General features: G+C 64.8%; 22 protein-coding genes. 15 read left to right on the top strand and 7 right to left on the bottom strand.

Translation table 11 applies throughout. The features are described 5' to 3' along the window. The first annotated feature begins 56 nt into the window (after window positions 1-56). The 3 genes from XI03_RS04215 to XI03_RS04205 all read left to right on the top strand — a co-directional run bounded on the left by XI03_RS04215 (window position 57) and on the right by XI03_RS04205 (window position 2553). Window positions 57-890 (top strand): hypothetical protein, encoded by an 834-nt coding sequence (locus XI03_RS04215; protein WP_271591419.1) that lies wholly within the window; start codon window positions 57-59, stop codon window positions 888-890. 69 nt (window positions 891-959) lie between these two features. Beyond that, window positions 960-1841 (top strand): hypothetical protein, encoded by an 882-nt coding sequence (locus tag XI03_RS04210; RefSeq protein WP_271591418.1) that lies wholly within the window; start codon window positions 960-962, stop codon window positions 1839-1841. Window positions 1842-1956: 115 nt separating this feature from the next. Then, complete coding sequence (locus XI03_RS04205) at window positions 1957-2553, top strand: glutathione S-transferase family protein (protein WP_271591417.1); 597 nt, start codon at window positions 1957-1959, stop codon at window positions 2551-2553. Between the two features lie 138 nt (window positions 2554-2691). On the opposite strand, the gene fabI is transcribed toward XI03_RS04205, so the two are convergent. The 3 genes from fabI to fabA all read right to left on the bottom strand — a co-directional run bounded on the left by fabI (window position 2692) and on the right by fabA (window position 5403). Beyond that, a complete protein-coding gene (fabI, locus tag XI03_RS04200; RefSeq protein WP_028139498.1) occupies window positions 2692-3492 on the bottom strand; it encodes an enoyl-ACP reductase FabI in 801 nt (266 codons plus the stop codon). A gap of 126 nt (window positions 3493-3618) precedes the next feature. Next, entirely contained in the window at window positions 3619-4842 is a 1224-nt protein-coding gene (gene fabB / locus XI03_RS04195) for a beta-ketoacyl-ACP synthase I (RefSeq protein ID WP_038949452.1), read from the bottom strand. 39 nt (window positions 4843-4881) lie between these two features. Then, complete coding sequence (gene fabA / locus XI03_RS04190) at window positions 4882-5403, bottom strand: bifunctional 3-hydroxydecanoyl-ACP dehydratase/trans-2-decenoyl-ACP isomerase (protein WP_018323402.1); 522 nt, start codon at window positions 5401-5403, stop codon at window positions 4882-4884. A gap of 353 nt (window positions 5404-5756) precedes the next feature. Here fabA and irrA point away from each other — a divergent pair, with 353 nt between their 5' ends. Beyond that, window positions 5757-6248, top strand: a complete 492-nt coding sequence (gene irrA, locus XI03_RS04185; RefSeq protein ID WP_008131763.1) for an iron response transcriptional regulator IrrA — start codon at window positions 5757-5759, stop codon at window positions 6246-6248. A 141-nt stretch (window positions 6249-6389) separates the two neighbouring features. Here the strand turns inward: irrA and XI03_RS04180 are convergent, their stop codons facing one another. Beyond that, window positions 6390-6920 carry an SH3 domain-containing protein gene (locus XI03_RS04180; RefSeq protein ID WP_018323403.1) on the bottom strand — a complete coding sequence of 177 codons (531 nt, stop codon included), beginning with the start codon at window positions 6918-6920 and terminating at the stop codon, window positions 6390-6392. Window positions 6921-7246: 326 nt separating this feature from the next. Here XI03_RS04180 and XI03_RS04175 point away from each other — a divergent pair, with 326 nt between their 5' ends. Beyond that, entirely contained in the window at window positions 7247-8248 is a 1002-nt protein-coding gene (locus XI03_RS04175) for a 2-hydroxyacid dehydrogenase (protein WP_018323404.1), read from the top strand. Between the two features lie 16 nt (window positions 8249-8264). On the opposite strand, the gene XI03_RS04170 is transcribed toward XI03_RS04175, so the two are convergent. Continuing rightward, entirely contained in the window at window positions 8265-9068 is an 804-nt protein-coding gene (locus XI03_RS04170) for a HesA/MoeB/ThiF family protein (RefSeq protein ID WP_038949454.1), read from the bottom strand. Between the two features lie 247 nt (window positions 9069-9315). Between XI03_RS04170 and XI03_RS04165 the strand changes: the two genes are divergently transcribed. Next, window positions 9316-10674: a peptidoglycan-binding protein gene (locus XI03_RS04165; RefSeq protein ID WP_028139494.1), complete on the top strand. Its 1359-nt coding sequence runs from the start codon at window positions 9316-9318 to the stop codon at window positions 10672-10674. Between the two features lie 382 nt (window positions 10675-11056). After that, the gene (locus tag XI03_RS04160; RefSeq protein WP_271591416.1) at window positions 11057-11800 is read left to right on the top strand and encodes a ParA family protein; all 744 of its coding nucleotides are present in this window, start codon (window positions 11057-11059) and stop codon (window positions 11798-11800) included. A gap of 245 nt (window positions 11801-12045) precedes the next feature. On the opposite strand, the gene XI03_RS04155 is transcribed toward XI03_RS04160, so the two are convergent. Together XI03_RS04155 and mutM are read right to left on the bottom strand one after the other, a co-directional pair. Then, entirely contained in the window at window positions 12046-12612 is a 567-nt protein-coding gene (locus XI03_RS04155; RefSeq protein ID WP_271591415.1) for a GNAT family N-acetyltransferase, read from the bottom strand. Window positions 12613-12618: 6 nt separating this feature from the next. Beyond that, window positions 12619-13518 carry a bifunctional DNA-formamidopyrimidine glycosylase/DNA-(apurinic or apyrimidinic site) lyase gene (gene mutM, locus XI03_RS04150; RefSeq protein WP_038970609.1) on the bottom strand — a complete coding sequence of 300 codons (900 nt, stop codon included), beginning with the start codon at window positions 13516-13518 and terminating at the stop codon, window positions 12619-12621. Between the two features lie 81 nt (window positions 13519-13599). On the opposite strand from mutM, the gene ubiE reads away from it, so the two are divergent. From ubiE to XI03_RS04110, 8 genes are all read left to right on the top strand, one after another. Next, window positions 13600-14361 (top strand): bifunctional demethylmenaquinone methyltransferase/2-methoxy-6-polyprenyl-1,4-benzoquinol methylase UbiE, encoded by a 762-nt coding sequence (ubiE, locus tag XI03_RS04145; protein WP_028139490.1) that lies wholly within the window; start codon window positions 13600-13602, stop codon window positions 14359-14361. After that, window positions 14358-15932, top strand: a complete 1575-nt coding sequence (ubiB, locus tag XI03_RS04140) for a 2-polyprenylphenol 6-hydroxylase (protein WP_028139489.1) — start codon at window positions 14358-14360, stop codon at window positions 15930-15932. The genes ubiE and ubiB overlap by 4 nt, the downstream gene beginning before the upstream one ends. 71 nt (window positions 15933-16003) lie before the next feature. Next, window positions 16004-17455: a bifunctional phosphopantothenoylcysteine decarboxylase/phosphopantothenate--cysteine ligase CoaBC gene (gene coaBC, locus XI03_RS04135; protein ID WP_271591414.1), complete on the top strand. Its 1452-nt coding sequence runs from the start codon at window positions 16004-16006 to the stop codon at window positions 17453-17455. Continuing rightward, the gene (dut, locus tag XI03_RS04130) at window positions 17452-17910 is read left to right on the top strand and encodes a dUTP diphosphatase (protein WP_271591413.1); all 459 of its coding nucleotides are present in this window, start codon (window positions 17452-17454) and stop codon (window positions 17908-17910) included. Before coaBC ends, dut begins: the two co-directional genes overlap by 4 nt. A 269-nt stretch (window positions 17911-18179) precedes the next feature. Further along, a complete protein-coding gene (locus XI03_RS04125) occupies window positions 18180-20684 on the top strand; it encodes a sensor histidine kinase (RefSeq protein ID WP_038949463.1) in 2505 nt (834 codons plus the stop codon). Further along, a complete protein-coding gene (gene tsaE, locus XI03_RS04120) occupies window positions 20681-22213 on the top strand; it encodes a tRNA (adenosine(37)-N6)-threonylcarbamoyltransferase complex ATPase subunit type 1 TsaE (protein ID WP_271591412.1) in 1533 nt (510 codons plus the stop codon). The genes XI03_RS04125 and tsaE overlap by 4 nt, the downstream gene beginning before the upstream one ends. Window positions 22214-22299: 86 nt before the next feature. Continuing rightward, window positions 22300-22617, top strand: coding sequence for a PilZ domain-containing protein (locus tag XI03_RS04115; protein ID WP_018323417.1), 318 nt, complete (start codon window positions 22300-22302; stop codon window positions 22615-22617). A 118-nt stretch (window positions 22618-22735) separates the two neighbouring features. Further along, window positions 22736-23458 carry a nucleotidyltransferase family protein gene (locus tag XI03_RS04110; protein ID WP_097668272.1) on the top strand — a complete coding sequence of 241 codons (723 nt, stop codon included), beginning with the start codon at window positions 22736-22738 and terminating at the stop codon, window positions 23456-23458. The last annotated feature ends 99 nt before the right edge of the window (window positions 23459-23557 follow it).

The following is a 23557-nucleotide window of genomic DNA, read 5'->3' as shown; positions in this document are numbered from 1 at the left end:
GTCCTAATCTAGGGTGGCGTGATCGATATTCTCCCGCTGCTGATGCCCTGGAATCCATGATTCGATTTGCTGCTTCCGCGATCGTTTTGCTGTCTTCTCTAGCTCTGGCAGCAGCTCAAACTCCTCCTGCAACCACCGCGCCACCCACGCCTCCCTCAAAGCCGACCGTCAAGAAAGCGGCGACGAAGCCGAAAGCTGCGGCAGTCAAACCAGCCGAGCAGATGAACAGCGGTCCGTGCCGTCTCGGCGTAATCTCGGTAATCGGCGAGCATTACTCCGTACAGAAGTTCGGCGTGACAATCTTCGAGGCGGAAGCAAAGGAGATCCCGATCGACTGGGGCCTCGATGATCTCGTTTTCGCGCGCGTGCGGGCGGCAACGAACAACGATTCCTCGATACGCAGGATCGCTTATCCCAAGGGCGCCTTCGATCCCTTCTATCATGCGAAGGCGATCTTCATCCCGGACCCCAAAGAGACTCTGCCGGTGATCGTGAAGGGGTTCACCGGGAATGCGAATTGCGATCGCTATCTCGTCGCAACCACTTTCAAGACGAAGCTGCCGAACTCAAACATGACGCTGAACGGGATCGGCACCTACAACCAGGGGCTCGGCAGCTTGATTCGGCACTCACACCTTTTCGCCAATGTTGCGATCACGCTGATTGACGGCCGCAGCTACGAACAGATCAAGCGCCCCCTTACGGATATCGGCGCGAATCTCGCCACAAGCATGCGTCTGTTTGAAGACCCGATCACGAAGCTCGACAATTCACTGTTCCCAGATCCGCCCGAGACAGCTTCGACCAACGCGGCGTTGCGCGAGAGAACGCGTGCGCTCGTCGTAGAAAGGCTCGACCGGAACCTCCCCGGCTATCTAAAGGAAGAGTAAGCGCCTTTGTCGACACCACGCGCCAAAGGATCAAGTTTGGCTGCGCCTGCGAACACAGTCGCATTCAGCATGATCGCCCGGCTGCTCGTCATTACGCTCATCCTGTGGTGTTCTTCAACTCAGGCGCCGGCACAAGCCCAATGGGAGACGGCACAACCAACCGTCAAACAAGCCAATGGCAAGCTGACCACGCGGCGTGAAGCGACGGGCAAGCCCGCTCCCGTGGCCGGCGGCTCGTGCGACTTCGGTGTCGTCATCACCACCGGCGATGAGTTCACCGTGCAGACGACCGGCCTGACCATATTTCAGAACAAGAAGACGGTGGTCCCGATCCCAGGCTGGGGACTGAGCGATCTGATCTTCGCGCGGACTCGCGCCGCGATCCCTGCCGGCGCGTCCGTTCTGAGAATCACCTACAATCCGGCGAAATTTCCTCCCCACGATGAGTCAAAGGACACGTTGAAAGATAGGTTGGTCCGCGATCCCAACGCGGAGCTGGCCGGATACATGCGCGAGGCCGTGAAAGGAACGAATTGCCGGCACTACATCCAGATCCTCAATGCAATCAGTCCGATCGGGTCATCAAGCTATACGGTCCGCGGCTTCGGCATCCTCAACCAGGATGTGGTGCTCGGGCGTCGCATCTTTCTCCACGCCCTGGCGTTTATCCGTATCTTTGACGGGCGCGCCTTTGCCATCGTCAGACAGAGCTCTGCGCTGATCAACCTGGATCATTCGCTGGCGGTGCAGAGGTTTTTGGGCGAGCTCGTCGGCGGCCCTTATCGCGAGTTGCCCGCAGAATCGTTTCCAACGCGCCCTGAAGATGCCGCCGACAACCCCGCACTGCGCGACGGCGTGCGCGCCATGCTGGCGGAAAGCCTCGACAAGACGTTGCCGCTTTTGCTTGGACGTCGACCAGCAGCACGCCAAAGCGACACTGAACAACGTTGACCCACATGTCGTTTACGCTGGTTGGCATCGACCCAGGCGTAGTGCGTTGCGGATACGCGGCAAACGCGGCATGAATTGCACGCTGCTGGCCTTCCGCCGATGAAAGGTTCCCGCCATGATCAAGCTCTATTGGTCGCCCCGCTCGCGCTCGTTCACGACGCTCTGGCTGATGGAAGAGAGCGGCCTGCCCTATGAGCGCGTGCTGACCGACATCTCGACCGGCGCGCAAAAGGCGCCGGATTTCCTCAGGGTCAATCCGATGGGGAAAGTGCCGGCGCTCAGCGACGGCGATGCAGCCCTTGGCGAGGCCGCGGCCATTTGCGCCTACATCGCCGACCGCTACCCCGAGACGAAGCTCGCACCCGCCGTGACCGACCCGCGCCGCGCGCGCTATATGCAATGGCTGTTCTTCTCCCCGGGCTGCATCGAACCTGCCATCATCCAGATCTTCACCAAGATCGAGATCCCGACCTCGACCGCGGCCTGGGGCAGCGCGACGCAGGTGTTCGACGTTCTGGAAGCTGCGCTCGCCGAGGGGCCGTGGATTCTCGGCGAGGAGTTTTCGGCCGCCGACGTCACGATCGGCTCGGGCCTGAATTTCGCGCTGCGCCTGTTCAAGATGGTGCCGTCGCGCCCTGCCTTCGACGCCTATCTCGCGCGCTGCATGGCACGTCCCGCTTTCCAGCGCGCGGAGAAGATCGCCGCGGGTTAGACGAACTCTCGTAGGGTGGGCAAAGCGTAGCGTGCCCACGTCATGTATCTATTGCGATCACGCAGAGATGGTGGGCACGTCGCTTGCGCTCCTTTGCCCACCCTACGGCGTCGTCATATCAGGCTACTCGCGGACGCCTCAGTCGGGCGTCTTCAAATCGTCAGGCCTCGGCATCAGGACGATGTTGTAGCCGGAATCGACATAGTGGATCTCGCCGGTCACGCCGCCGGAGAGATCCGACAGCAGATACAGCGCCGAGCCGCCGAGCTCGTCGAGCGTGACGCCGCGGCGAAGCGGCGAATGCTTCTGCATGAAGGCGAACATCGCGCGCGCCTCGCCGATGCCGGAGCCGGCGAGCGTCCGGATGGGGCCCGCCGAGATCGCGTTGACGCGGATGCCGCGCGGTCCGAAATCGGAGGCGAGATAGCGCACGGAGGCTTCCAGCGCCGCCTTGGCCACGCCCATCACGTTGTAGTTCGGCATCGCGCGCTCGGAGGCGCCGAAGGTCAGCGTGATCATGCTGCCGCCCTCCGTCATCAGTTCGGCGGCGCGCTTCGCCACTTCCGTGAACGAGAAGCACGAGATCACCATGGTGCGTGAAAAGTTCTCGCGGCTGGTGTCGGCGTAGCGGCCCTTCAGCTCGTTCTTGTCGGCAAAGCCGATGGCGTGGATGACGAAATCGAGCTTGCCCCATTTTTCACGGAGCACATCGAAGGTCGCATCGACGCTGGCGATGTCCTCGACGTCGCACGGCAGCACCAGATCGACGCCGAGCTGCTCCGCCAGCGGCTTGACGCGCTTGCCGAGGGCCTCGCCCTGGAAGGTGAAGGCAAGCTCGGCGCCGTGGGCATGCAGCGTCTTCGCCATGCCCCAGGCGATCGAATGATCATTGGCGATGCCCATGATCAAACCGCGCTTACCTTTCATCAGACCTTCCATCTCGCGATTACCTTCCGCTTAGGTCATGCTCGGGCTTCCACGCCCTTCCAAACCTAGTCCCAATACGTGGATGGCCGGGACAAGCCCGGCCATGACGAGAAAATCAACAGTACGCCAACAACGACGTCACGCATCCAACCGGCTGAACACCAGCGTGGCGTTGGTGCCGCCGAAGCCGAAGGAGTTCGACAGCACGGTGCCGATCTTGACGTTGTCGATGCGCTTGCGCACGATCGGCATGTCGGCGAAGACAGGGTCGAGCTCCTGGATATGCGCGCTCTCGCAGATGAAGCCGTTATTCATCATCAGCAGCGAGTAGATCGCCTCCTGCACGCCGGTGGCGCCCAGCGAGTGGCCGGTCAGCGCCTTGGTCGCCGAGATCGGCGGGCACTTCTCTCCACTTCCGAACACGCGGCGGAGCGCGTCGATCTCCGGCGGATCGCCGGCCGGGGTCGAGGTCGCGTGCGGATTGATGTAGTCGACCTTGGTCTTCACCGTCGACATCGCCATGCGCATGCAGCGCTCGGCGCCTTCGCCTGAAGGTGCGACCATATCGTAGCCGTCCGAGGTCGCGCCGTAGCCGACGATCTCGCCGTAGATGCGGGCGCCGCGCGCCTTGGCATGTTCGAGCTCTTCCAGCACCAGCACGCCGGCGCCGCCGGCGATGACGAAGCCGTCGCGGTTGACGTCGTAGGGACGCGAGGCCGTGGCCGGCGTGTCGTTGTATTTCGAGGACATCGCGCCCATGGCGTCGAACAGCACGGAGAGCGACCAGTCCAGTTCCTCGCAGCCGCCGGCGAAGATGACGTCCTGCTTGCCGATCTGGATCGTCTCATAGGCGTTGCCGACGCAATGGTTCGACGTCGCGCAGGCCGAGGAGATCGAATAGTTCACGCCCTTGATCTTGAACCAGGTCGCAAGCGTCGCGGAGGCCGTGGACGACATCGCCTTCGGCACTGCGAAAGGTCCGACGCGCTTCGGTCCCTTGGTGCGGGTGATGTCCGCGGATTCGACGATGGTACGGGCGGACGGGCCGCCGGAGCCCATGATGATGCCGGTGCGAATGTTGGAGACTTCGTCAGGCGACAGACCGGAGTCCTGGATCGCCTGCTCCATCGCGACGTGATTCCACGCCGCGCCCTGGCCGAGGAAACGCATCGCGCGGCGGTCGACCACCGTCGCAGGATCGAGCGTCGGCGCGCCCTGTACCTGCGAACGGAAGCCGAGCTCGGCATATTTCTCAGCCCGCGAAATGCCCGACTTCGCCTCGTGAAGGCTCGCAAGCACTTCCTGGGTGTTGTTTCCGATCGACGAGACGATGCCCATCCCGGTGACCACAACCCGCCTCATGACAGCCTCGCCTCAATCGTTGTTGTCTTGGTGATGCGCTCAGCCCAGGCTCGTGCCCTGCTTGAACAGGCCGACCTTCAAGTCCTTGGCGCGATAAATAATCTGGTCATCGACCGAAAGCCACCCGTCGGCGATACCGAGCACCAGCTTTGAACGCATCACGCGTTTGATATCGACGTTGTACACAACCTTGCGCGCCTCGGGCAGCACCTGGCCGCTGAACTTCAGCTCGTTCAGGCCAAGCGCGCGACCACGACCTTCGCCCCCGGTCCAGCCCAGGTAAAAGCCGACCATTTGCCACAGCGCGTCGAGGCCGAGGCAGCCGGGCATCACCGGATCGTTCTTGAAGTGGCAGCCGAAGAACCAGAGGTCGGGCTTCACGTCGAGTTCGGCGCGCACCAGCCCCTTGCCGAACTCGCCGCCATTGTCGTTGATGTCAGTGATGCGGTCGAACATCAGCATCGGCGGCAACGGCAGCTGGGCATTGCCCGGGCCGAACATCTCGCCGCGGCCACAGGCCAGCAGATCTTCATATTCGTAACCGTTGCGCCTGTTCAGCATGCACGAGCCTCTGTTTGAATTCCGATTGAGCGGCGCTTTTTGGCGAAAATGGGCCCCGTCTCGGTCGGAGAGCAACGCCAATTGCCACTGTCAGGCGCTGCGCCCGCATGCCCCGGATGGACTGCGGACCGGGCTTCGATGCCCGGCTGCGCCAAAATCGGCTAAGCGGAACCGCGCGCTCTCTAACACAGGCTATTTCGGGTAGCAAAGCGCATCCATGAAGGTAAAATGACGCGATCCCGCTCCGGTTCCAAGCCTGATTAGAACCCCTCTAGTTGCGAGAAACTTGCATCTGCATCTTTCTGTTCTTATATTGCTGAGAGATATTGTTCACGCGTGCCCGAAATCTGGAAATGAGCGAGAATACTGCGCCCCATCACGACGACGACGTCCATGCCGCGGCCCTCTTGTCCGGCCGCCAGCCGGCTCTGACCGGCTGCCCTTGGCACGACGTCAATGAAATGCTCCAGTCCGCCGGGCTCCGTCCGACGCGCCAGCGCATGGCACTGGGCTGGCTGTTGTTCGGCAAAGGTGCTCGCCACCTCACGGCTGAAATGCTCTACGAGGAAGCCACACTGGCCAAGGTTCCGGTGTCGCTGGCGACCGTGTACAACACGCTGAACCAGCTCACCGATGCCGGCCTGCTCCGCCAAGTCAGCGTCGACGGCACCAAGACCTATTTCGACACCAACGTCACCACCCACCATCACTACTACCTCGAGAACAGCCATGAGCTGGTCGACATCGAGGATCCGCATCTGGCGCTGTCCAAGATGCCGGAGGTGCCGGAGGGTTACGAGATCGCGCGCATCGACATGGTCGTGCGCCTGCGCAAGAAGCGCTGAACCTCACAACTCTATCGTCGTCCCGGCGAACGCCGGGACCCATACCGCGTGATCCCTCAATGAGGCACGCTGGCTGACGCCTTCCAAAACAATTTAACCCTGTGGTTATGGGTCCCGGCGTTCGCCGGGACGACGGCAGCGTCAATTCACCTGCTCGTCCGAATACACGCCCCAGAGGCGCTCCTGCTGGATCCAGCCGTCAAAACCGTTGCCGGTGACGCGGCACCAGTTTGCAGCGCACTTCTTTACCTGCGTGACGACGCCGGCCTGGAGTCTTGCTGCAACCGCGCTGTCGAGGTCGGCGCGATCGTAGATCGGGGCGAGGTCGTCCTTGTGCTTCATGGTGACGACCGCGGTGCGGCGGCCCGACAGCAACGAGTGATAGACCCAGCCCTCGGCGCCTTCGGAATCGCGGACCCGGCGCCAATTCTCGAACTCGGCGGTGATTTCCACCGGCAGGCCCGAACGGGTGTAGACCCAGGCCACGTCATTGTCCTTGGTCGGGCCGGCGCGGACGTTCACATGATCCGATTTGAGGCTGACATAGCGCGGCACCGGCAGGCCGCTGGCGGTCTGGGGCGTCGTATCCTTGGCCGAATGCGAGGGGCCGACCGAAGCGCTCAACCAGGTGCAAACGAGCGCCATCACCGAACAAAAACGCCCCAACGCCATCAACCCGTCTCCTGTCGACGACCCGGCCCGAGCCGGGTCCTCACCCCAAATTCCAAAACCTGCCGCGCAACCCCCTGACCCGCCCCACGCGGGTGTTCCCAAGCCTTGACCCGTGGTTCTTGTCTTGGCCCGGCCTTCTGCTAGAGAGGACGGGCACTTGAACAACCAGTTTGCCCCGATTTTTCCGGCCGGAAATATCGGGAGAGCTTGAAGGAAACGCCGGGGACGGACACGGCAAGGGCAGTGTCGAACAACCGGGTTAATGAGACCTCAACGACCGGCCTTTGGCGACAGAGGCGGCTTGCGACGCCTCATGAGAGCAGGACATGTCGGTGAAGAAAAAGCCCCTCGTCGTGGTGACGCGCAAGCTGCCGGATTCGATCGAGACGCGGATGCGCGAATTGTTCGACGCGCGGATCAATCTCGAGGACACGCCGATGTCCGCCGACCAGATCGCGGAAGCCGCACGCACCGCCGACGTGCTGGTTCCGACCGTCACCGACCATATCAGCGCCGACATCATCAACCAGCCCGACTGCAAGCTGCGGCTGATCGCCAATTTCGGCAACGGCGTCGATAATATCGACGTCGAGGCCGCGCATGCTCGCGGCATCACCGTCACCAACACGCCGAAGGTCCTGACCGAGGACACCGCCGACATGACCATGGCGTTGATCCTCGCCGTGCCCAGGCGGATGATCGAAGGCGCCTCGATCCTGACCGAAGGAAAACCCTGGCCGGGCTGGTCGCCGACCTGGATGCTCGGCCACCGCATCGGCGGCAAGCGGCTCGGCATCATCGGCATGGGCCGCATCGGCCAGGCGGTGGCGCGCCGCGCCCGCGCCTTCGGCCTGCAGATCCACTATCACAACCGCCGTCCCGTCGCGCCGAAGATCGCCGAGGAGTTAGGGGCGACCTATTGGGAAAGCCTCGACCAGATGCTGGCGCGGATGGACATCATCTCGGTGAACTGTCCGCACACGCCGGCGACCTATCATTTGCTCTCGGCGCGGCGGCTGAAGCTGATCCGCAAGGACGCCTACATCGTCAACACCGCGCGCGGCGAGGTGACCGACGAGGACACGCTGATCAAGCTGATCGAAGGCGGCGAGATCGGGGGCGCCGGGCTCGACGTCTACGAGCACGAGCCCGCGGTCAACCCGAAGCTGGTGCGGCTTGCCAAGGCCGGCAAGGTGACGCTGTTGCCGCATATGGGCTCGGCCACGATCGAAGGCCGCGTCGAGATGGGCGAGAAGGTGATCATCAACATCCGCACCTTCCTCGACGCCCACAAGCCGCCGGATCGCGTGCTGCCGAGCATGCTCTGAGGTTTCACTGCCACCTCTACTCGCGGTGGATGCTCAAATCGTCGAACACCGGCCCGTCGCCATTGAGCGGGTTGGCCGGATCGCGCTCGTAGCGCAGCGTCTCGAAGCGCATCGCGCGCGCATCGATCATCAGGAGGCGGCCGACCAGGCCGTCGCCGAAACCGACGATCTCGCGGATCGCCTCCATCGCCATCATCGATCCCAGCACGCCCGCCAGCGCACCCATGACGCCGGCTTCCGCGCAGGCCGGAACGGTACCCGGCGGCGGCGCCTCCGGAAACAGGCAGCGATAGGTCGGATTGAATTCGCCCTGCTCGTTGGTCTCGTGCGCGCGGATGGTGGTGAGCGAGCCGTCGAAGGTGCCGAGCGCCGCCGTGATCAGCGGCCGCTTCGCGAAGAAGCAGGCGTCCGAGACCAGATAGCGCGTCGAGAAATTATCGGAGCCGTCGAGCACGAGGTCGTAGTCGCCGATCAGGCTGAGCGCATTGTCGGCATTCAGCCAGGTGGCGTGGCCGACGAAACGAACATGCGGATTGAGCGCCGCAATCCGCTCGGCCGCGCTCTCGACCTTGTGCCGGCCGATATCGGGCGTGGTGTGGATCACCTGGCGCTGCAGGTTGGACAGCGACACCACGTCGTCATCGACCACGCCGAGTGTGCCGATACCGGCGGCGGCCAGATACATCAGCGCCGGCGCGCCGAGCCCGCCGGCACCGACCACCAGCGCGGAGGCCCGCTTCAGCGCGGCCTGGCCCGGGCCGCCGACGTCGCGCAGCACGATATGACGGGCATAGCGTTCGAGTTCGTCCGGGCTCAGCATCGTCGTACGCCTCTCCTACCAAGCCGTCGCTTTCACTCCTCATGGTGAGGAGGCGCAAAGCGCCGTCTCGAACCATGCAGGCCCCGATCTCGCCGCGGCCATCCTTCGAGACGCGGCCTTGAGGCCGCTCCTCAGATGAGGACCTGAGTACGCGGCTCGACCTTAGGCCTGAACCACCGCTACATTGTTCGCGACCAACGAGATGTGCTTGAATGACATTGCGTTCAATGGGCTGGCTGGATTTGTCATGAGATCGATGCTTGCGGCAACACTGATGTTTGCGTCTGCCACAGGCGCGAACGCCCAGATGACGACGCCGCAGATCCCCGGTACCAAGCCGAAGCCGGTCCAGACCGTGCCGATCCGGCCACCCGCAATGCAGACGCCGTCGGCGACGGCGGATGCGATGGCGCAGGCGGAGCGGCTGTCGCTGCAATCCGACCTCGCCTGGGTCGGCCAATACAACGGCGCCATCACCGGCGACGCCAGCGCGCGGCTGGTCACCGCCATCAAGGAATACCAGAAGGCCAAGGGCGGCAAGCCGACCGGCGTGCTCAATCCGCTGGAGCGCGCCGCGCTGGCCGAGACGGCGCGAAAGAAGCAGGACGGCGTCGGCTGGAAGATCGTGACGGAGCCGACCAGCGGCGCCCGGCTCGGCATCCCCTCGAAACTGGTGCCGCAGCAGGCGAGCGACGCCAACGGCTCGAAATGGACCTCGCCGACTGGAACCGTGCAGGTGCTGCTCAGCCGCCGCAAGGAGGCGAACCCGACCACGGCAAAACTCGCGGAGCTTGAGAAGGAGCCGTCCGGGCGCAAGGTCGATTACACCGTGGTGAAGCCGGATTTCTTCGTGCTGTCGGGTTTGCAGGGCCTGAAGAAATTTTACGTCCGCGGCACCTTTAGAGGCGACGAGGTCCGCACCATGACAATCCTCTACGACCAGGCGACCGAGAACACGGTCGAGCCGGTCGTGATCGCGATGTCGAGCGCGTTCAATGCATTTCCGCCAGGCCCGCAGGCCGGGCCGCCGCCCCGCAAGACCGTCGAGTACGGCACCGGCCTCGTCGTCAGCGACGACGGCGCGATCGTCACCGACCGGCTCGTCACCGACAACTGTCTTGCCATCACGATCGCCGGCTATGGCAGCGCCGATCGCCTCGCCGAGGACAAGGAGCGCGGTCTCGCACTCCTGCATATCTACGGCGCGCGCGGCCTGAAGCCGTTCAGCCTCGCTGGCGGCGCGGCAAGGACGAACGTGGATGTCGTCGGCATCGCCGATCCGCAGAGCCAGGGTGGCGCGGCCGGCGTGTCGAGCATCAAGGCCGCGCTGGCGCCGGTCCCGAGCAGCGATTCCGTGCTGTCCCCACCGCCGGCGGTCGGGGTATCCGGGGGTCCGGCGATCGATGGCGACGGCAAGTTCGCCGGCATTGCGCTGTTGAAGCCGGCGATGGTCGCGGGGCCCGCGACATCGGTGCCGGCGTCACAGGCGGTGATGGTGTCCGCGGAAACGGTGCGCGATTTCCTGAAGGCGAACGAGGTCACAGCGAACGGCACCTCGACGGATGCAAAAGCTGCCGTCGTGCGCGTGATCTGCGTCCGGAAGTAGGTCTAACGCCAACTCTCGTGTCCCGGACGCGGTGCGGCGCGTAGTGCCGCGCCGCTGAGCCGGGACCCATGCTTCCTCAAATTCCGTGCAAGTGGCTTTCTGGGCCCCGGCTCAGCAGCGCATCACTAGCGTGCTGCGCTTTGTCCGGGGCACGAGCTCAACCGAGCCGCGAGCATCATCACACGTACGACTACTGGTCCAGTAATGGTACGGATTAGCTGGCCATCCCTCTTCCGCCATCATCGTTGCTGCTGATTCGGACCTCCGCGATCCCCCTTTGGATCGGGCCGGCACGTCCTGAGCTAGAAGGCTCAGCATCGAGATCGATGCACGTTCGCGTGGCGTATTCCTGACCCAAGCATTCCAAAGGATTGATCTTCAAATGCACACGATCGTACTGGCCACCCAAAAGGGTGGCAGCGGCAAGAGCACGCTCGCCATCGGCCTCGCGCTCGCGGCCAAGCAGGCCGGCTTCATCGTCCGCCTGATCGAGACCGACCCGCAGGGCACCCTGTCGAACTGGCAGCGCCGCCGCACCGCCGATGATCTCGTCGTCGAGCCGATCTATCACGCAGCCGACATCGAGCCGCGCCTGAAGATGCTGGCTGACAGCGGCCTGCAGCTTGCGATCGTCGACACCGCCGCCGGCCTCAGCGCCGCGACCACCGCTGCAATCCGCCATTCCGATCTCTGCCTGATCCCGGCCCGCCCGAGCGTCGCCGACATCGAGGCGACCGTCTCGACGCTCAGCGTCGCACGCGCCTGGAAGCGGCCCTACAGCTTCGTGTTGAACCAGACGCCGATCCGCGGCCAGCGCATCGACAACGCCGCCAACACCCTCGCCGAGGAAGCGGCGCTCGATCTTTCTGACGTGCTCGCGCGCCCGCTGATCGTGATGCGCAACGATCACCAGGACTCGCTCGCGAACGGCCGTGCGGTGAGCGAATTCGCGCCGAACGGCAAGTCGGCGGACGAGATCCGCGGCCTCTGGCGCTGGATCGAAACCCGGCTCGAGCTAAGCGCCATGACCAATGTCCAGATCGACCAGGTGATATCGGCTGCGTGCGGCATGCTGCATGTCGCTGCCGAGCTTTCGGCGGACGAGACTACGACACTAGCGTCCTGACCGGGGCGGTCGCTCAGACGGCAGCCGGCCCTTCACCATCCCGAAGGGCCCCAGCGACGAAGCAATCCGGCCACCAGCCCGGCCGGATTGCTTCGCTTCGCGTTGTTTGCCCCCATCCTTCCGTCACGCCCGGGCAAAAGCGCGAAGCGCGGCTTCGCGCAGGTGTCCCGGGCATCCACGTCTTGGCAACAGGGAAGAAGAACGCAGATGGCCGGGACAAGCCCGACCATGACGCTGGGCATGCATTAGCCTTCAATCGCAGATCTGTTGCCCAACCAGGCCTCCCGCCGCACGATCCATTTCTCGGACTTCGATTGCCCGTCGTGATGGGCGAGCTCGATGAAGCCGACGAATTCCGCGCCGGTCTTCTGCTTGACCCGACGCGAGGCTTCGTTGGTCGCGGCGTTGCAGACGTAGAAATGATCGAGGCCGAGCGTGAGGAAGGCAAAATCGTTCACCGCGGCGATGGCTTCCGGCATCAGTCCGCGCCGCCAGTAAGGCTCCGCCAGCCAGAAGCCGCGATTGCCTTTCGGGCCTTCGGCACGGGGCCGCAGATGAATGTTTCCAATCGCCTCGCCGTCCCCCTCCTTGAGCACCAGAACCCAGAGATGGATGTCTTCGCCGGCTGAGATCTTGTCAAACTGCATCCTGACAAACGTCTCCGCTCCGTCGGCGGGATACGGCCACGGCACGACCATCGAGAGATGCCGGATGATATTCCAATTGTCGAAATGGCGCTGGATCGCCGGCACGTCTGACAGCGCCAGCGGACGCAGGATCAGCCGTTCGGTTTCAAGCTGCGGCGTCGGCATGGATTTCTACTTCTGACACTTCTGACACCAGAAGGTGGACCGGCCATTCTGCGTAAACCGCTTGACCGTGCCACCGCATCCCGGCGTCGTGCATTTCTCGCCTTCGCGGTCGTAGACCTTGAACGAGTGCTGGAAATAGCCGAGCTCGCCCGAGGTCTGGCGATGGTCGCGCAAGGACGAGCCGCCGGCCTTGATGGCGTCGTTCAGCACGGTGTGGATCGCACTTACCAATCGCTTCGCATGATCGGTCGGCTCGCCGCCGCCAACGCCCTTGCGACCCTTGGTCGCGAGCGTCGCCGCGATCCGGCGCGGCGACAGATGCGAGCGATGCAGGGCTTCGCAGACATAGATGTTGCCGAGCCCCGCCACCACGCGCTGGTCGAGCAGCGCGGCCTTCAGGCTGGTGGCCTTGCCTTCGCAGGACCGCGCCAGCATCGCGGCGTCGAATTCGTTGCCGAGCGGCTCGGGGCCGAGGCCTCGCAGCAGCGGCTCCTCGTCGAGTGCGTTACGCGCGATCACTTTCATGTAACCGAAACGGCGCGGGTCGTTGAAGACGATGTCGGCGCCGGAAGACATCCGAAACAGCACGTGGTCGTGCGTGGAGTCCTTGCCCCTAGGATAGTGAAACTCGCCGGGAGCTGCCTCGTTGTCCGGCTTGATGACGCGGAACGAGCCCGACATGCCCAGATGCATCAGGAGCACATCGCCGGAGGCGAGATCGGCCATGAGATATTTTGCACGGCGGCCGAGCCCCGTGACGACCTGCCCCTGAAGCCGGGCCACGAAGTCCGGCTGGAACGGAAAGCGCAGGTCCGGCCGGCGGGCCTCCGCCACCAGGATTTTCGCACCCTCCATCACGGGCTGAAGGCCGCGGCGGACGGTCTCGACTTCGGGCAATTCAGGCATGGTCAGGCATTCACCTTATGAGGGCGGTGTGATAGCGCCTTTGCGGCGGGCGCGCTATGGTTCGCCCAGTGGAGTAGAGTAATGGATCGGCCGGGCGAAACCACGCATTTTGGCTTCAAGGACGTCCCCCTCGGGGACAAGCAGACGCTGGTGAACGATGTGTTTCACAGCGTGGCATCGCGCTATGATTTGATGAACGATTTGATGTCCGGTGGCCTGCACCGGGTCTGGAAGGACATCATGATCACCGCGCTCGACCCGCCCAGGAGCGACCGGTCGTTCGCCTTGCTCGACGTGGCCGGCGGCACCGGTGACATCTCGTTCCGCGCCGCCAAGGCCGCGGGCCCCGGCTTCCATGCCACCGTCTGCGACATCAACACCGACATGCTGGCGGTGGGCCGCGAGCGCGCCGCGAAGCGCCATCTCGAAACCCGGGTCGATTTCGTCGAAGGCAATGCCGAAGCGCTCGCCTTCGCCGACCGCAGCTTCGACGCATATACGATCGCTTTCGGCATTCGCAACGTGCCCCGGATCGATCTGGCGCTGCGCGAGGCCTATCGCGTGCTGAAGCCCGGCAGCCGCTTTCTGTGCCTGGAATTCTCCACCGTCGAGATGCCCGGGCTCGACCGGATCTACGACCTGTTCTCGTTCAAGGTGATCCCGCCGCTCGGCCGCATGATCACGGGCGACGCCGAGTCCTACCAATATCTCGTCGAGTCCATCCGCAAGTTTCCAAAACCCAACGCCTTCGCCGACATGATCCGCGACGCCGGCTTCGCCCGCGTCAGCTGGCAGACCCTGTCCGGCGGCATCGTCGCACTGCATTCGGGCTGGCGTTTGTGATCTCTGCCTTCACCCACATTGCGCGCCTGATCCGCGCCGCGTTCGTGTTTGCGCGCGAGGGCGTGTTCGGCTCGGTCGATCCGAGCCTGGTGCCGCCGCCGGGACAGCTCGCTCTGAAGCTGGCGCGCCTGGTCGAACGGCGTGGCGTCAAGCACGGCCCGCGGATATCGCGCGCGCTGACGCGGATGGGCCCCGCCTATCTCAAGCTCGGACAATTCCTGGCCACACGCCCCGACGTCGTCGGCGTCATCATGGCGCGCGACCTCGAAAGTCTCCAGGACCGCCTGCCGCCGTTTCCGCAGGACGAAGCCGAAGCCGCGATCGCGACCTCGCTGGAGCGGCCGCTGAAGGACGTGTTTGTGAGCTTCGGCCCTCCCGTCGCGGCGGCCTCGATCGCGCAGGTGCATCGCGGCGAGGTCTTGCACGCCGGCATCCGCAAGTCGGTCGCGGTCAAGGTGCTCAGGCCCAACGTGGCCTCACGCTTCCGCCGCGACCTCTCCGATTTCTTCTTCGTCGCAAACAAAGCCGAGACCTACTCGGCCGAAGCGCGGCGGCTGCGGCTCATCGAGGTCATCAACACCATGTCGCGCTCGGTCGCCATGGAGATGGATCTGCGGCTGGAAGCTGCGGCGCTGTCAGAGATGGCGGAGAACACGCAGGGCGATCCTGATTTCCGCGTGCCGTCCGTGGACTGGGACCGCACCACGCACAACGTGCTGACGATGGAGTGGATCGACGGCATCGCGCTGAACGATCACAAGCGTCTGGCAGAATCGCAGGTCGACCTGCCCGATCTCGGCCGCAAGGTGATCCAGAGCTTCCTGCGGCACGCGCTGCGCGACGGCTTCTTCCACGCCGACATGCATCCGGGCAATCTGTTCCTGGATGACGCGGGACGACTCGTCGCGGTCGATTTCGGCATCATGGGCCGGCTCGGCATGAAGGAGCGGCGTTTTCTCGCGGAAATCCTGCTCGGCTTCATCACTCGCGATTATCGCCGCGTCGCCGAGGTGCATTTCGAGGCGGGCTACGTGCCCGCGCATCACTCGGTCGAGAACTTTGCGCAGGCGATCCGCGCCATTGGCGAGCCGATCCACAACCGCACGGCGGAAGAGATCTCGATGGCGCGGCTCTTGACGCTGCTGCTCGAGGTCACCGGCCTGTTCGACATGACGACGCGGCCCGAGCTGATCCTCCTGCAGAAGACCATGGTGGTGGTCGAGGGCGTGGCGCGCGGCTTCGATCCCAAGCTCGACATCTGGAAGATCGCCGACCCCGTGGTGCGCGAATGGATCGAGCGCAATCTCGGACCCATCGGCCGGGTGCAAGGCGCGCTCGCCGGGACCGGAGACATCGCGCGCGTGCTGATGCGCCTGCCGGAGATCGCCGAGCGGTCGGTGAAGGTGCTGGAGCAGCTCGAGACCATGACGCGGGAGGGCATCAGGCTGTCGCCGGAGAGCATCGCCGCGATGGGTCGCAGCGAGGGCCGCAAGAACCGCTGGCGCACCGTCGCGCTCTGGATCATCGCCGCGACCTTCATCGGGATCCTGATCGCCGTCCGGAATCTATGATTGCCGAAAGCTTGATTGCATTGCAATCACGCGAATGATATCATCGCCATCATTCCGTGCTGGAGGGCGTCATGGCAAGCCTGACCATCCGCAAGCTCGACGACGGCGTCAAAACCTATTTGCGGCTGCGCTCGGCCAAGAACCGCAGATCGGTCGAGGAAGAGGTCCGGGTCATCCTGCGGGAGCTGATCGAGGGCCGCGAGGAGCCGCTGACGCCGTTTTCGGCGCCGCCGGCAGCCTCCGTCGCCCCCACCCCTCAGCGCACCGGCGCCGTCCCTGAGGCCAGCGTCACCCTGATCATCGGCGGCGGGATCGCAGCCTATAAATCGCTCGACCTGATCCGAAGGTTGAAGGAGCGCCGCGTCGAGGTCCGCTGTGTCCTGACCAAAGCGGCGCAGCAATTCGTCACGCCGCTGGCGGTCAGCGCCCTCTCCCATGAGCGCGTCTATACCGACCTGTTCGACCCCCAGAGCGAGTTCGACGCCGGCCATATCAGGCTTGCGCGCGACTGCGACCTGATCGTGGTGGCGCCCGCGACCGCCGACTTGATGGCGAAGATGGCCAACGGCCACGCCGACGATCTCGCCAGCGCGATCCTGCTCGCGACCAACCGCAAGGTGCTGCTGGCACCGGCAATGAACCCACTGATGTGGAACAATGCGGCGACGCGTCGCAACGTCGCGCAGCTGCAGCGCGACGGCGTGGTGCTGATCGGACCCAATTCCGGCGAGATGGCCGAAGCGGGCGAGGCCGGAATTGGCCGCATGTCGGAGGCGGTCGAGATCGCCGCCGCCGCCGAGCGTCTGCTGCGGCCGCCGGTGCCGCGCCCGCTCGCCGGCAAGCGCGTGTTGATCACCGCAGGTCCCACCCACGAGCCGATCGATCCGGTGCGCTACATCGCCAACCGCTCTTCCGGCAAGCAGGGCTTTGCCATTGCCGCCGCCGCACAGGCCGCCGGTGCCGAGGTGATCCTGGTAAGCGGTCCGGTCGACCTCAGCGATCCCCAGGGCGTGACGGTGAAGCATGTGGAATCGGCGCGGCAGATGCTGGAGCAGGTGCAGGCCGCGCTCCCCGCCGACATCGCGATCTTTGCCGCCGCCGTCGCCGACTGGCGCGTTGCCAACGAGGGCGAGCAGAAGCTGAAGAAGACCGCGGCCGGCATGCCGCCGCTTCAGCTCATCGAGAACCCCGATATCCTCGCCACGATCTCGAAGCTGACCGACAAGCGTCCGCCGCTGGTGATCGGCTTTGCCGCCGAGACCGAGCACCTCATCGACAACGCCAAGTCAAAACTCGCCCGCAAGGGCTGCGACTGGATCGTCGCCAATGACGTCTCGCCCGCCACGGGCGTGATGGGCGGCGACCGCAACACCGTGCATCTGATCAGTCGCAAGACTGGTGAGAAGGACGGCGAGATTGCAGTTGATTCCTGGCCGGTGATGACCAAGGAACAGGTCGCCATCGAACTGGTCGCGCACATCGCGAAAAGCGTGACCGACAAATCCCTGGAGCCGGCATCTTGAGCACGAAGGTCACTGTCGAACTGCAACGCCTGGCCCATGCGGAAGGCCTGCCAATGCCGGCCTATCAGTCCACCGAGGCTGCCGGCCTCGATCTGATGGCGGCGGTGCCGGACAGCGAGCCGATGACGCTCGCTGCCGGCCAATACACGCTGGTGCCGACCGGACTTGCGATCGCATTGCCGGCTGGGCACGAGGCGCAGGTGCGGCCGCGCTCGGGACTTGCCGCCAAGCACGGTGTCACCGTGCTGAACGCGCCGGGCACGATCGACGCGGACTATCGCGGCGAGATCAAGGTGATCCTGATCAACCACGGCGCGGCGCCGTTCGTGATCAAGCGCGGCGAGCGCATCGCCCAGATGGTGATCGCGCCCGTGGTGCAGGCCGCGCTGGTTCCGGTGGCCACATTGTCGGCCACGGATCGCGGCGCCGGCGGCTTCGGCTCGACCGGCCGCTAGTTTCTTACCTCTCCCGCTTGCGGGAGAGGTCGACGCGCAGAGCAGCGGCCATGTCGCCCAAATATTCGGCCCCGCTAACGCACGGCAATTTCAGCCGAATCATCCCGAAGAACTACGTGGGCGGGAACCCCTCCCCCGGCATTTTTTTGGGGCCGCCTTTGCGTTCACGATCTGGACTCTTACCGGCGGAGTCGCGGTGAGGGTATTGTCGTTTGATTCGCGCGCGACGGGGGTCGCCGCGCGTAAATTCGTGCGGTCTTGGGGCAACTATGTCAGGCGTGATCGTGTCGATGCGTCGGACGCTGCTGTCGTGCACATCGCTCGTGCGCAACGGCTTGTTGGGAGGCGCTCTTGCAGCGCTGCTGCCGGCTGCGCCGGCGGAGGCGGCCGACCTCATCGACACCCTCTCCATCATGCTGGATTTCAACCGGCAGGAACTCGCGGTGCTCGCCACCGCGCTGGCCTTGCTCGGCTTCTCGGTGGTGGCTGCGATCCTCTTGATGCGCACGCGCGTGCGCACCGCGAAGAACGAGGCGCGGCTGCGCGCCCGAATCGGGGAACTCCAGCTCCAGGCCGACCGTTTCGGCGCGCTGCTGTTCGCCGAGCCGCAGATCCTGATCTCCTGGCCGGCCGGCGACAATCGCGCGCAGATCTCCGGCGACATCTCGATGGTGCTGCCGCGCGACTCCTCGCCGCAACGCGTGCTCGCATTCGGAACCTGGCTGCCGCCGGAGCCCGCGCTCCAGATGGATCACGCCGTCGATGCGCTGCGTGACCGCGGCGACGGGTTCCAGCTGACACTGACGACCGCGCATGGCCACACGCTCGAGGCCATCGGCCGTGCCATCGGCGGCCAGGCCATTGTCCGGATTCGCGAACTCTCGGGGCTCCGCCGTGATCTGGCCGAGACCAATCTGCGCTACAACGCGCTCTCCGACGAGACCGAGATGCTGCGCGGCTTTGCCGCCAACGCACCTTGGCCGATCTGGGCCAAGAGCGAGAACGGCGCGCTGACCTACGCCAACCCGGCCTATGTTCGTGCCACCGAGGCGAACAACGTCACCGACGCGCAGGAGCGCAAGCTGGAGCTGCTGGACAGCGCCGACCGCACCGCGATGGAACGGGGACTGAAGGACACCGCCAATTTCAACGCCCGGCTGCCGATTGTGATCAGCGGCGAGCGCCGCATCTACGATGTGCGCGCGGTCAATGTCGGCAGCGGCAGCGTCGGCGTCGCCATCGATGCCAGCGAGGCGGACGCGCTCAGCTCGGCGCTGGTGCGGATGGCGGAGGCGCATCGCCGCACGCTCGACCAGCTCTCCTCCGGCGTTGCCGTGTTCGACGGTCAGCGCCGGCTCGCCTTCTACAACGATTCCTACCGCCGGCTGTGGGACCTCGACCGCACCTTCCTCGACGCCAATCCCGATGATTCCAGCGTGCTGGATCAGCTCCGTGCCGCGCGAAAACTGCCGGAGCAGCCGGACTTCCGTGCCTGGAAATCCAAGCTGCACGAGGCCTATCGCGCGGTCGAGACCACCAAGGACACCTGGTACCTGCCCGACGGCCGTGCGCTCTCGGTCGTCACCACGCCGAACCCGGAAGGCGGCGTCACCTATCTGTTCGACGATGTCACCGAGAGCCTCGAGCTCGCCCGCCGCTTCGACGGCATGATCCGTGTCCAGCGCGAGACGCTGGACAGCCTCGCCGAGGGCGTCGCGGTGTTCGGCAGCAACGGCAAGGCGCAGCTGTTCAACCCGGCCTTCGTCCGGATGTGGAAACTGTCGAGCGATGCCATGCGCGACGAGCCGCATATCCAGACGGTGGAAGGCTGGTGCCATCAGCTGTTCGACGACCCCACGGTCTGGCGTCAGATCCGCGAGGCCGTCACCTCGATCGAGAGCCGCGCCGACGTGCCGCTGAAGCTGGAGCGCAAGGACGGCAGCGTGCTCGACGGCATGATCCGCCCGCTGCATGACGGCGCGACCATGCTGACGTTCCAGGACATCACCGACACCGAGAACGTCGAGCGCGCGCTGCGCGAGCGCAACGAGGCTCTGGAGGCCGCCGACCAGATGAAGGTGGATTTCGTCCACCACGTCTCCTACGAGCTGCGCTCGCCGCTCACCACCATCATCGGCTTCGCGCATTTCCTCAGCGACCCCTCGACCGGGCCGCTGACGCCGAAACAGGCCGAATATCTCGACTACGTCACCAAATCGACCAACGCGCTGCTGGCGCTGACCAACAACATCCTCGATCTGGCCACCATCGACGCGGGCGCCATGAAGCTGGAACTCGGCCCGGTCGACGTCAGCAAGACCATCGAGCTCGCGGCCGAAGGCATCCAGGACCGGCTCGCGACCGACCGCATCCGCCTCAAGGTCGAGATCGCGCCCGATGTCGGCAGCTTCGTCGGCGACGAGAAGCGCGTGGTGCAGGTGCTCTATAACCTCCTCGCCAACGCCGTCGGGTTTTCTCCACAGGATTCCACCGTCGGCATCAGCGCGCGCCGCACCGAACGCAGCGTGGTCTTCACTGTGACAGATTCCGGGCCTGGAATACCTGCCGACATGAAGGACAAGGTGTTCAACTGGTTCGAAAGCCGCTCGCAGGGCTCGCGTCACCGCGGCGCCGGGCTCGGCCTGTCGCTGGTGCGCTCCTTCGTCGAGCTGCATGGCGGCAAGGTGCGGGTGGATTCGATCGTCGGCCGGGGCACGGTCGTGATCTGCGACTTCCCGACCGACCAGGCGGCGCATCGCGACGCCGCCGAATGAGCGCGCCCACCACATTCTCCGTCGCGCTTCACAACGAGACGGCCACCGCGCAACTGATGGCCGACCTCGCGCTGCTGGTCGGTCCCGGCGATGTCATCACCCTCACCGGCGATCTCGGCGCAGGAAAGACCGCGGCCGCCCGCGCGCTCATCCGCTACCTCGCCGGCGACGAGGCGCTGGAAGTGCCGAGCCCGACCTTCACCCTGGTTCAGGGCTATGAGCTGCCGCCCTTTCCGGTGATGCACGCCGATCTCTACCGCGTCGAGGATGAGAGCGAGCTCGAGGAGATCGGGCTGTCGCCGCTGCCCGATGCCACACTCGTCTTGATCGAATGGCCGGAGCGCGCGCCGTCGGCGATGCCACAGGATCGCATCGACATCGCGCTGACGCATCGGCCGGCGCTGGGCTCGAATGCGCGCGCCGCCGACATCACCGGCTACGGCAAGGGTGCCGCCACTGTCGCGCGGCTGCAGGCGCTGCGCGAATTCCTCGACGTATCAGGCTATCTCGAGGCGACGCGTCGGCGCATGGCCGGCGATGCCTCGACGCGCTCCTATGCGCGGCTGCTGCGCGACGACGAGATCGTCATCCTCATGAACTTTCCGCAGCGCGCTGATGGTGCTGCGACGTACAACGGAAAATCCTACAGCGCCGCGGTGCATCTCGCCGAGAATGTCAAGCCGTTCGTTGCGATCGACGAAGGCCTGCGCGCGCAGGGCATCTCGGCGCCCGCGATCCACCATTCCGACCTCGACCATGGCTTCCTGATCACCGAGGATTTCGGCAGCGAAGGCGTGATCGAAGGCGATCCGCCACGCCCGATTGCCGAGCGCTACGAGGCCGCGGCCGATGTGCTGGCCGTGCTCCACGGCAAGACGCTGCCGGAAACATTGCCGCTGGACGGACAGACCTACGCTATACCTGTCTTCGATGCCGAGGCGCTGCTGATCGAGATCGGCCTGATGCCGGAATGGTATCTGCCTGATCGGAACGCGCCGCTGAGCGACGACAAGCGGACCGAATTCTTCGCGATGTGGCACGAGCTGCTGAGGAAGCCGCTGGCCGCGCCGAGGACGTGGATCATCCGCGACTATCACTCGCCCAATCTGATCTGGCTTCCGGATCGCGCCGGCATCGCGCGCGTCGGCGTGATCGATTTTCAGGACACCGTGCTCGGTCCGCAATCCTACGACGTGGTGTCGCTGCTGCAGGACGCCCGCATCGACGTGCCCGAAAGCCTCGAGCTGACGCTGCTGTCGCGCTACATCAAGGCGCGGCGCGCTGGCGATGCCGGCTTCGATCCGGCCGGGTTCGCCGAGCTCTACGCCATCATGTCGGCACAGCGGAATACGCGGCTGCTCGGCACCTTCGCCCGCCTCAACCGCCGCGATGGCAAGCCGCATTATTTGCGTCACCAGCCGCGGATCTGGACCTATCTCCAGCGCTCGCTGGCACATCCCGCGCTGAGCTCTTTGCGCGACTGGTATCTCGCCAACGTCCCACCGCCCCAAAGTCCGCCAAAGGCCTGATTCGGAGTCCGATTTACCGGCTGTTAGCCAAGACGCCGGTATTCTGGCGGCGAGGCAGCCGGATCATTACGGGCTGGAGCGGGCAGATGGCGGTAAAGACGGACCAGCGCGGCAACAGCCGGGTTGTCTTCGAGCGCGGGATCTCGGCCCAGATGATGGGAATCGACGGCACCTGGCGGCGCGACTGCACCATGGAGGACGTCTCCGAGACCGGCGCCAAGCTGACCATCGACGGCTCCGTGGAGGGCCTCCATCTGAAGGAGTTCTTTCTGCTGCTGTCGTCCACCGGACTTGCGTACCGGCGTTGCGAGCTGGCCTGGGTCAATGGCGACCAGATCGGGGTCAATTTCCTCAAGCTCGGCGACAAGAAGAAAAAGGCGCGTTCCACAGCCGTCGGGGCATGATGGCAACACCCGTCGTACAACCGTCACGGCGGGTGGTTAAGGCGGTTGAGATGCGGTGCGGCTGATCGAACCTCGTGTTAGGATTGCTGCGAACGCGAAAGGTCTGAGAAAGCGAAGGATGTCCGTCAAACCGACCAAAGCCATGGTGCTCGCCGCAGGGTTTGGCCTGCGCATGCGTCCCCTGACGGACAAGATGCCGAAGCCGATGGTGCCGGTGGCCGGCCAGCCACTGCTCGACCACGTGCTCGACAAGCTCGGCCAGGCGGGCGTGACCGAGGCCGTGGTCAACGTGCATTACCTGCCGGACCAGATCATCGATCACGTCGCATCGCGCCAGCTTCCGCGCGTGACAATTTCTGACGAGCGCGACCAGGTGCTCGGCACCGGCGGCGGCGTGGTCAAGGCGCTGCCGTTGCTCGGCCACGCACCGTTCTTCCACGTCAATTCCGACACGCTCTGGATCGACGGCGTGCGCTCCAATTTGACGCGGCTCGCCGAGAATTTCGACCCCGCGCGCATGGATATCCTGCTGCTGATGGCGCCGACTGCGACCAGCATCGGCTATAGCGGTCGCGGCGATTACGGCATGCTGCCCGACGGCGCCCTGCGCAAGCGCAAGGAAAAGGAGGTCGTTCCGTTCGTCTATGCCGGCGCGGCGATCCTGTCGCCGTCGATCTTCGAAGGCGCGCCGCAGGGCGAGTTCTCGCTGACGAAAATGTTCGACCGCGCGGGCGAGCAGGAGCGGCTGTTCGGCCTCCGCCTCGACGGCGTCTGGATGCATGTCGGCACGCCCGACGCCGTGCACGCCGCGGAAGAGGCGTTCCTGGAGAGTGTGGCGTAGGGACCGGCCCCGAACGCGGTGCCGTAGCAACCATTAAGGCACGCCCGATTTCCGCGAGCATGACGCCGTGCTTGCGGCCGTCAAGGCGTGGCCTGGCGG

This window comes from Bradyrhizobium sp. CCBAU 65884, assembly GCF_028128835.1.
Classification (GTDB): domain Bacteria; phylum Pseudomonadota; class Alphaproteobacteria; order Rhizobiales; family Xanthobacteraceae; genus Bradyrhizobium; species Bradyrhizobium ottawaense.
This window is presented reverse-complemented; position numbering and strand designations above follow the sequence as displayed.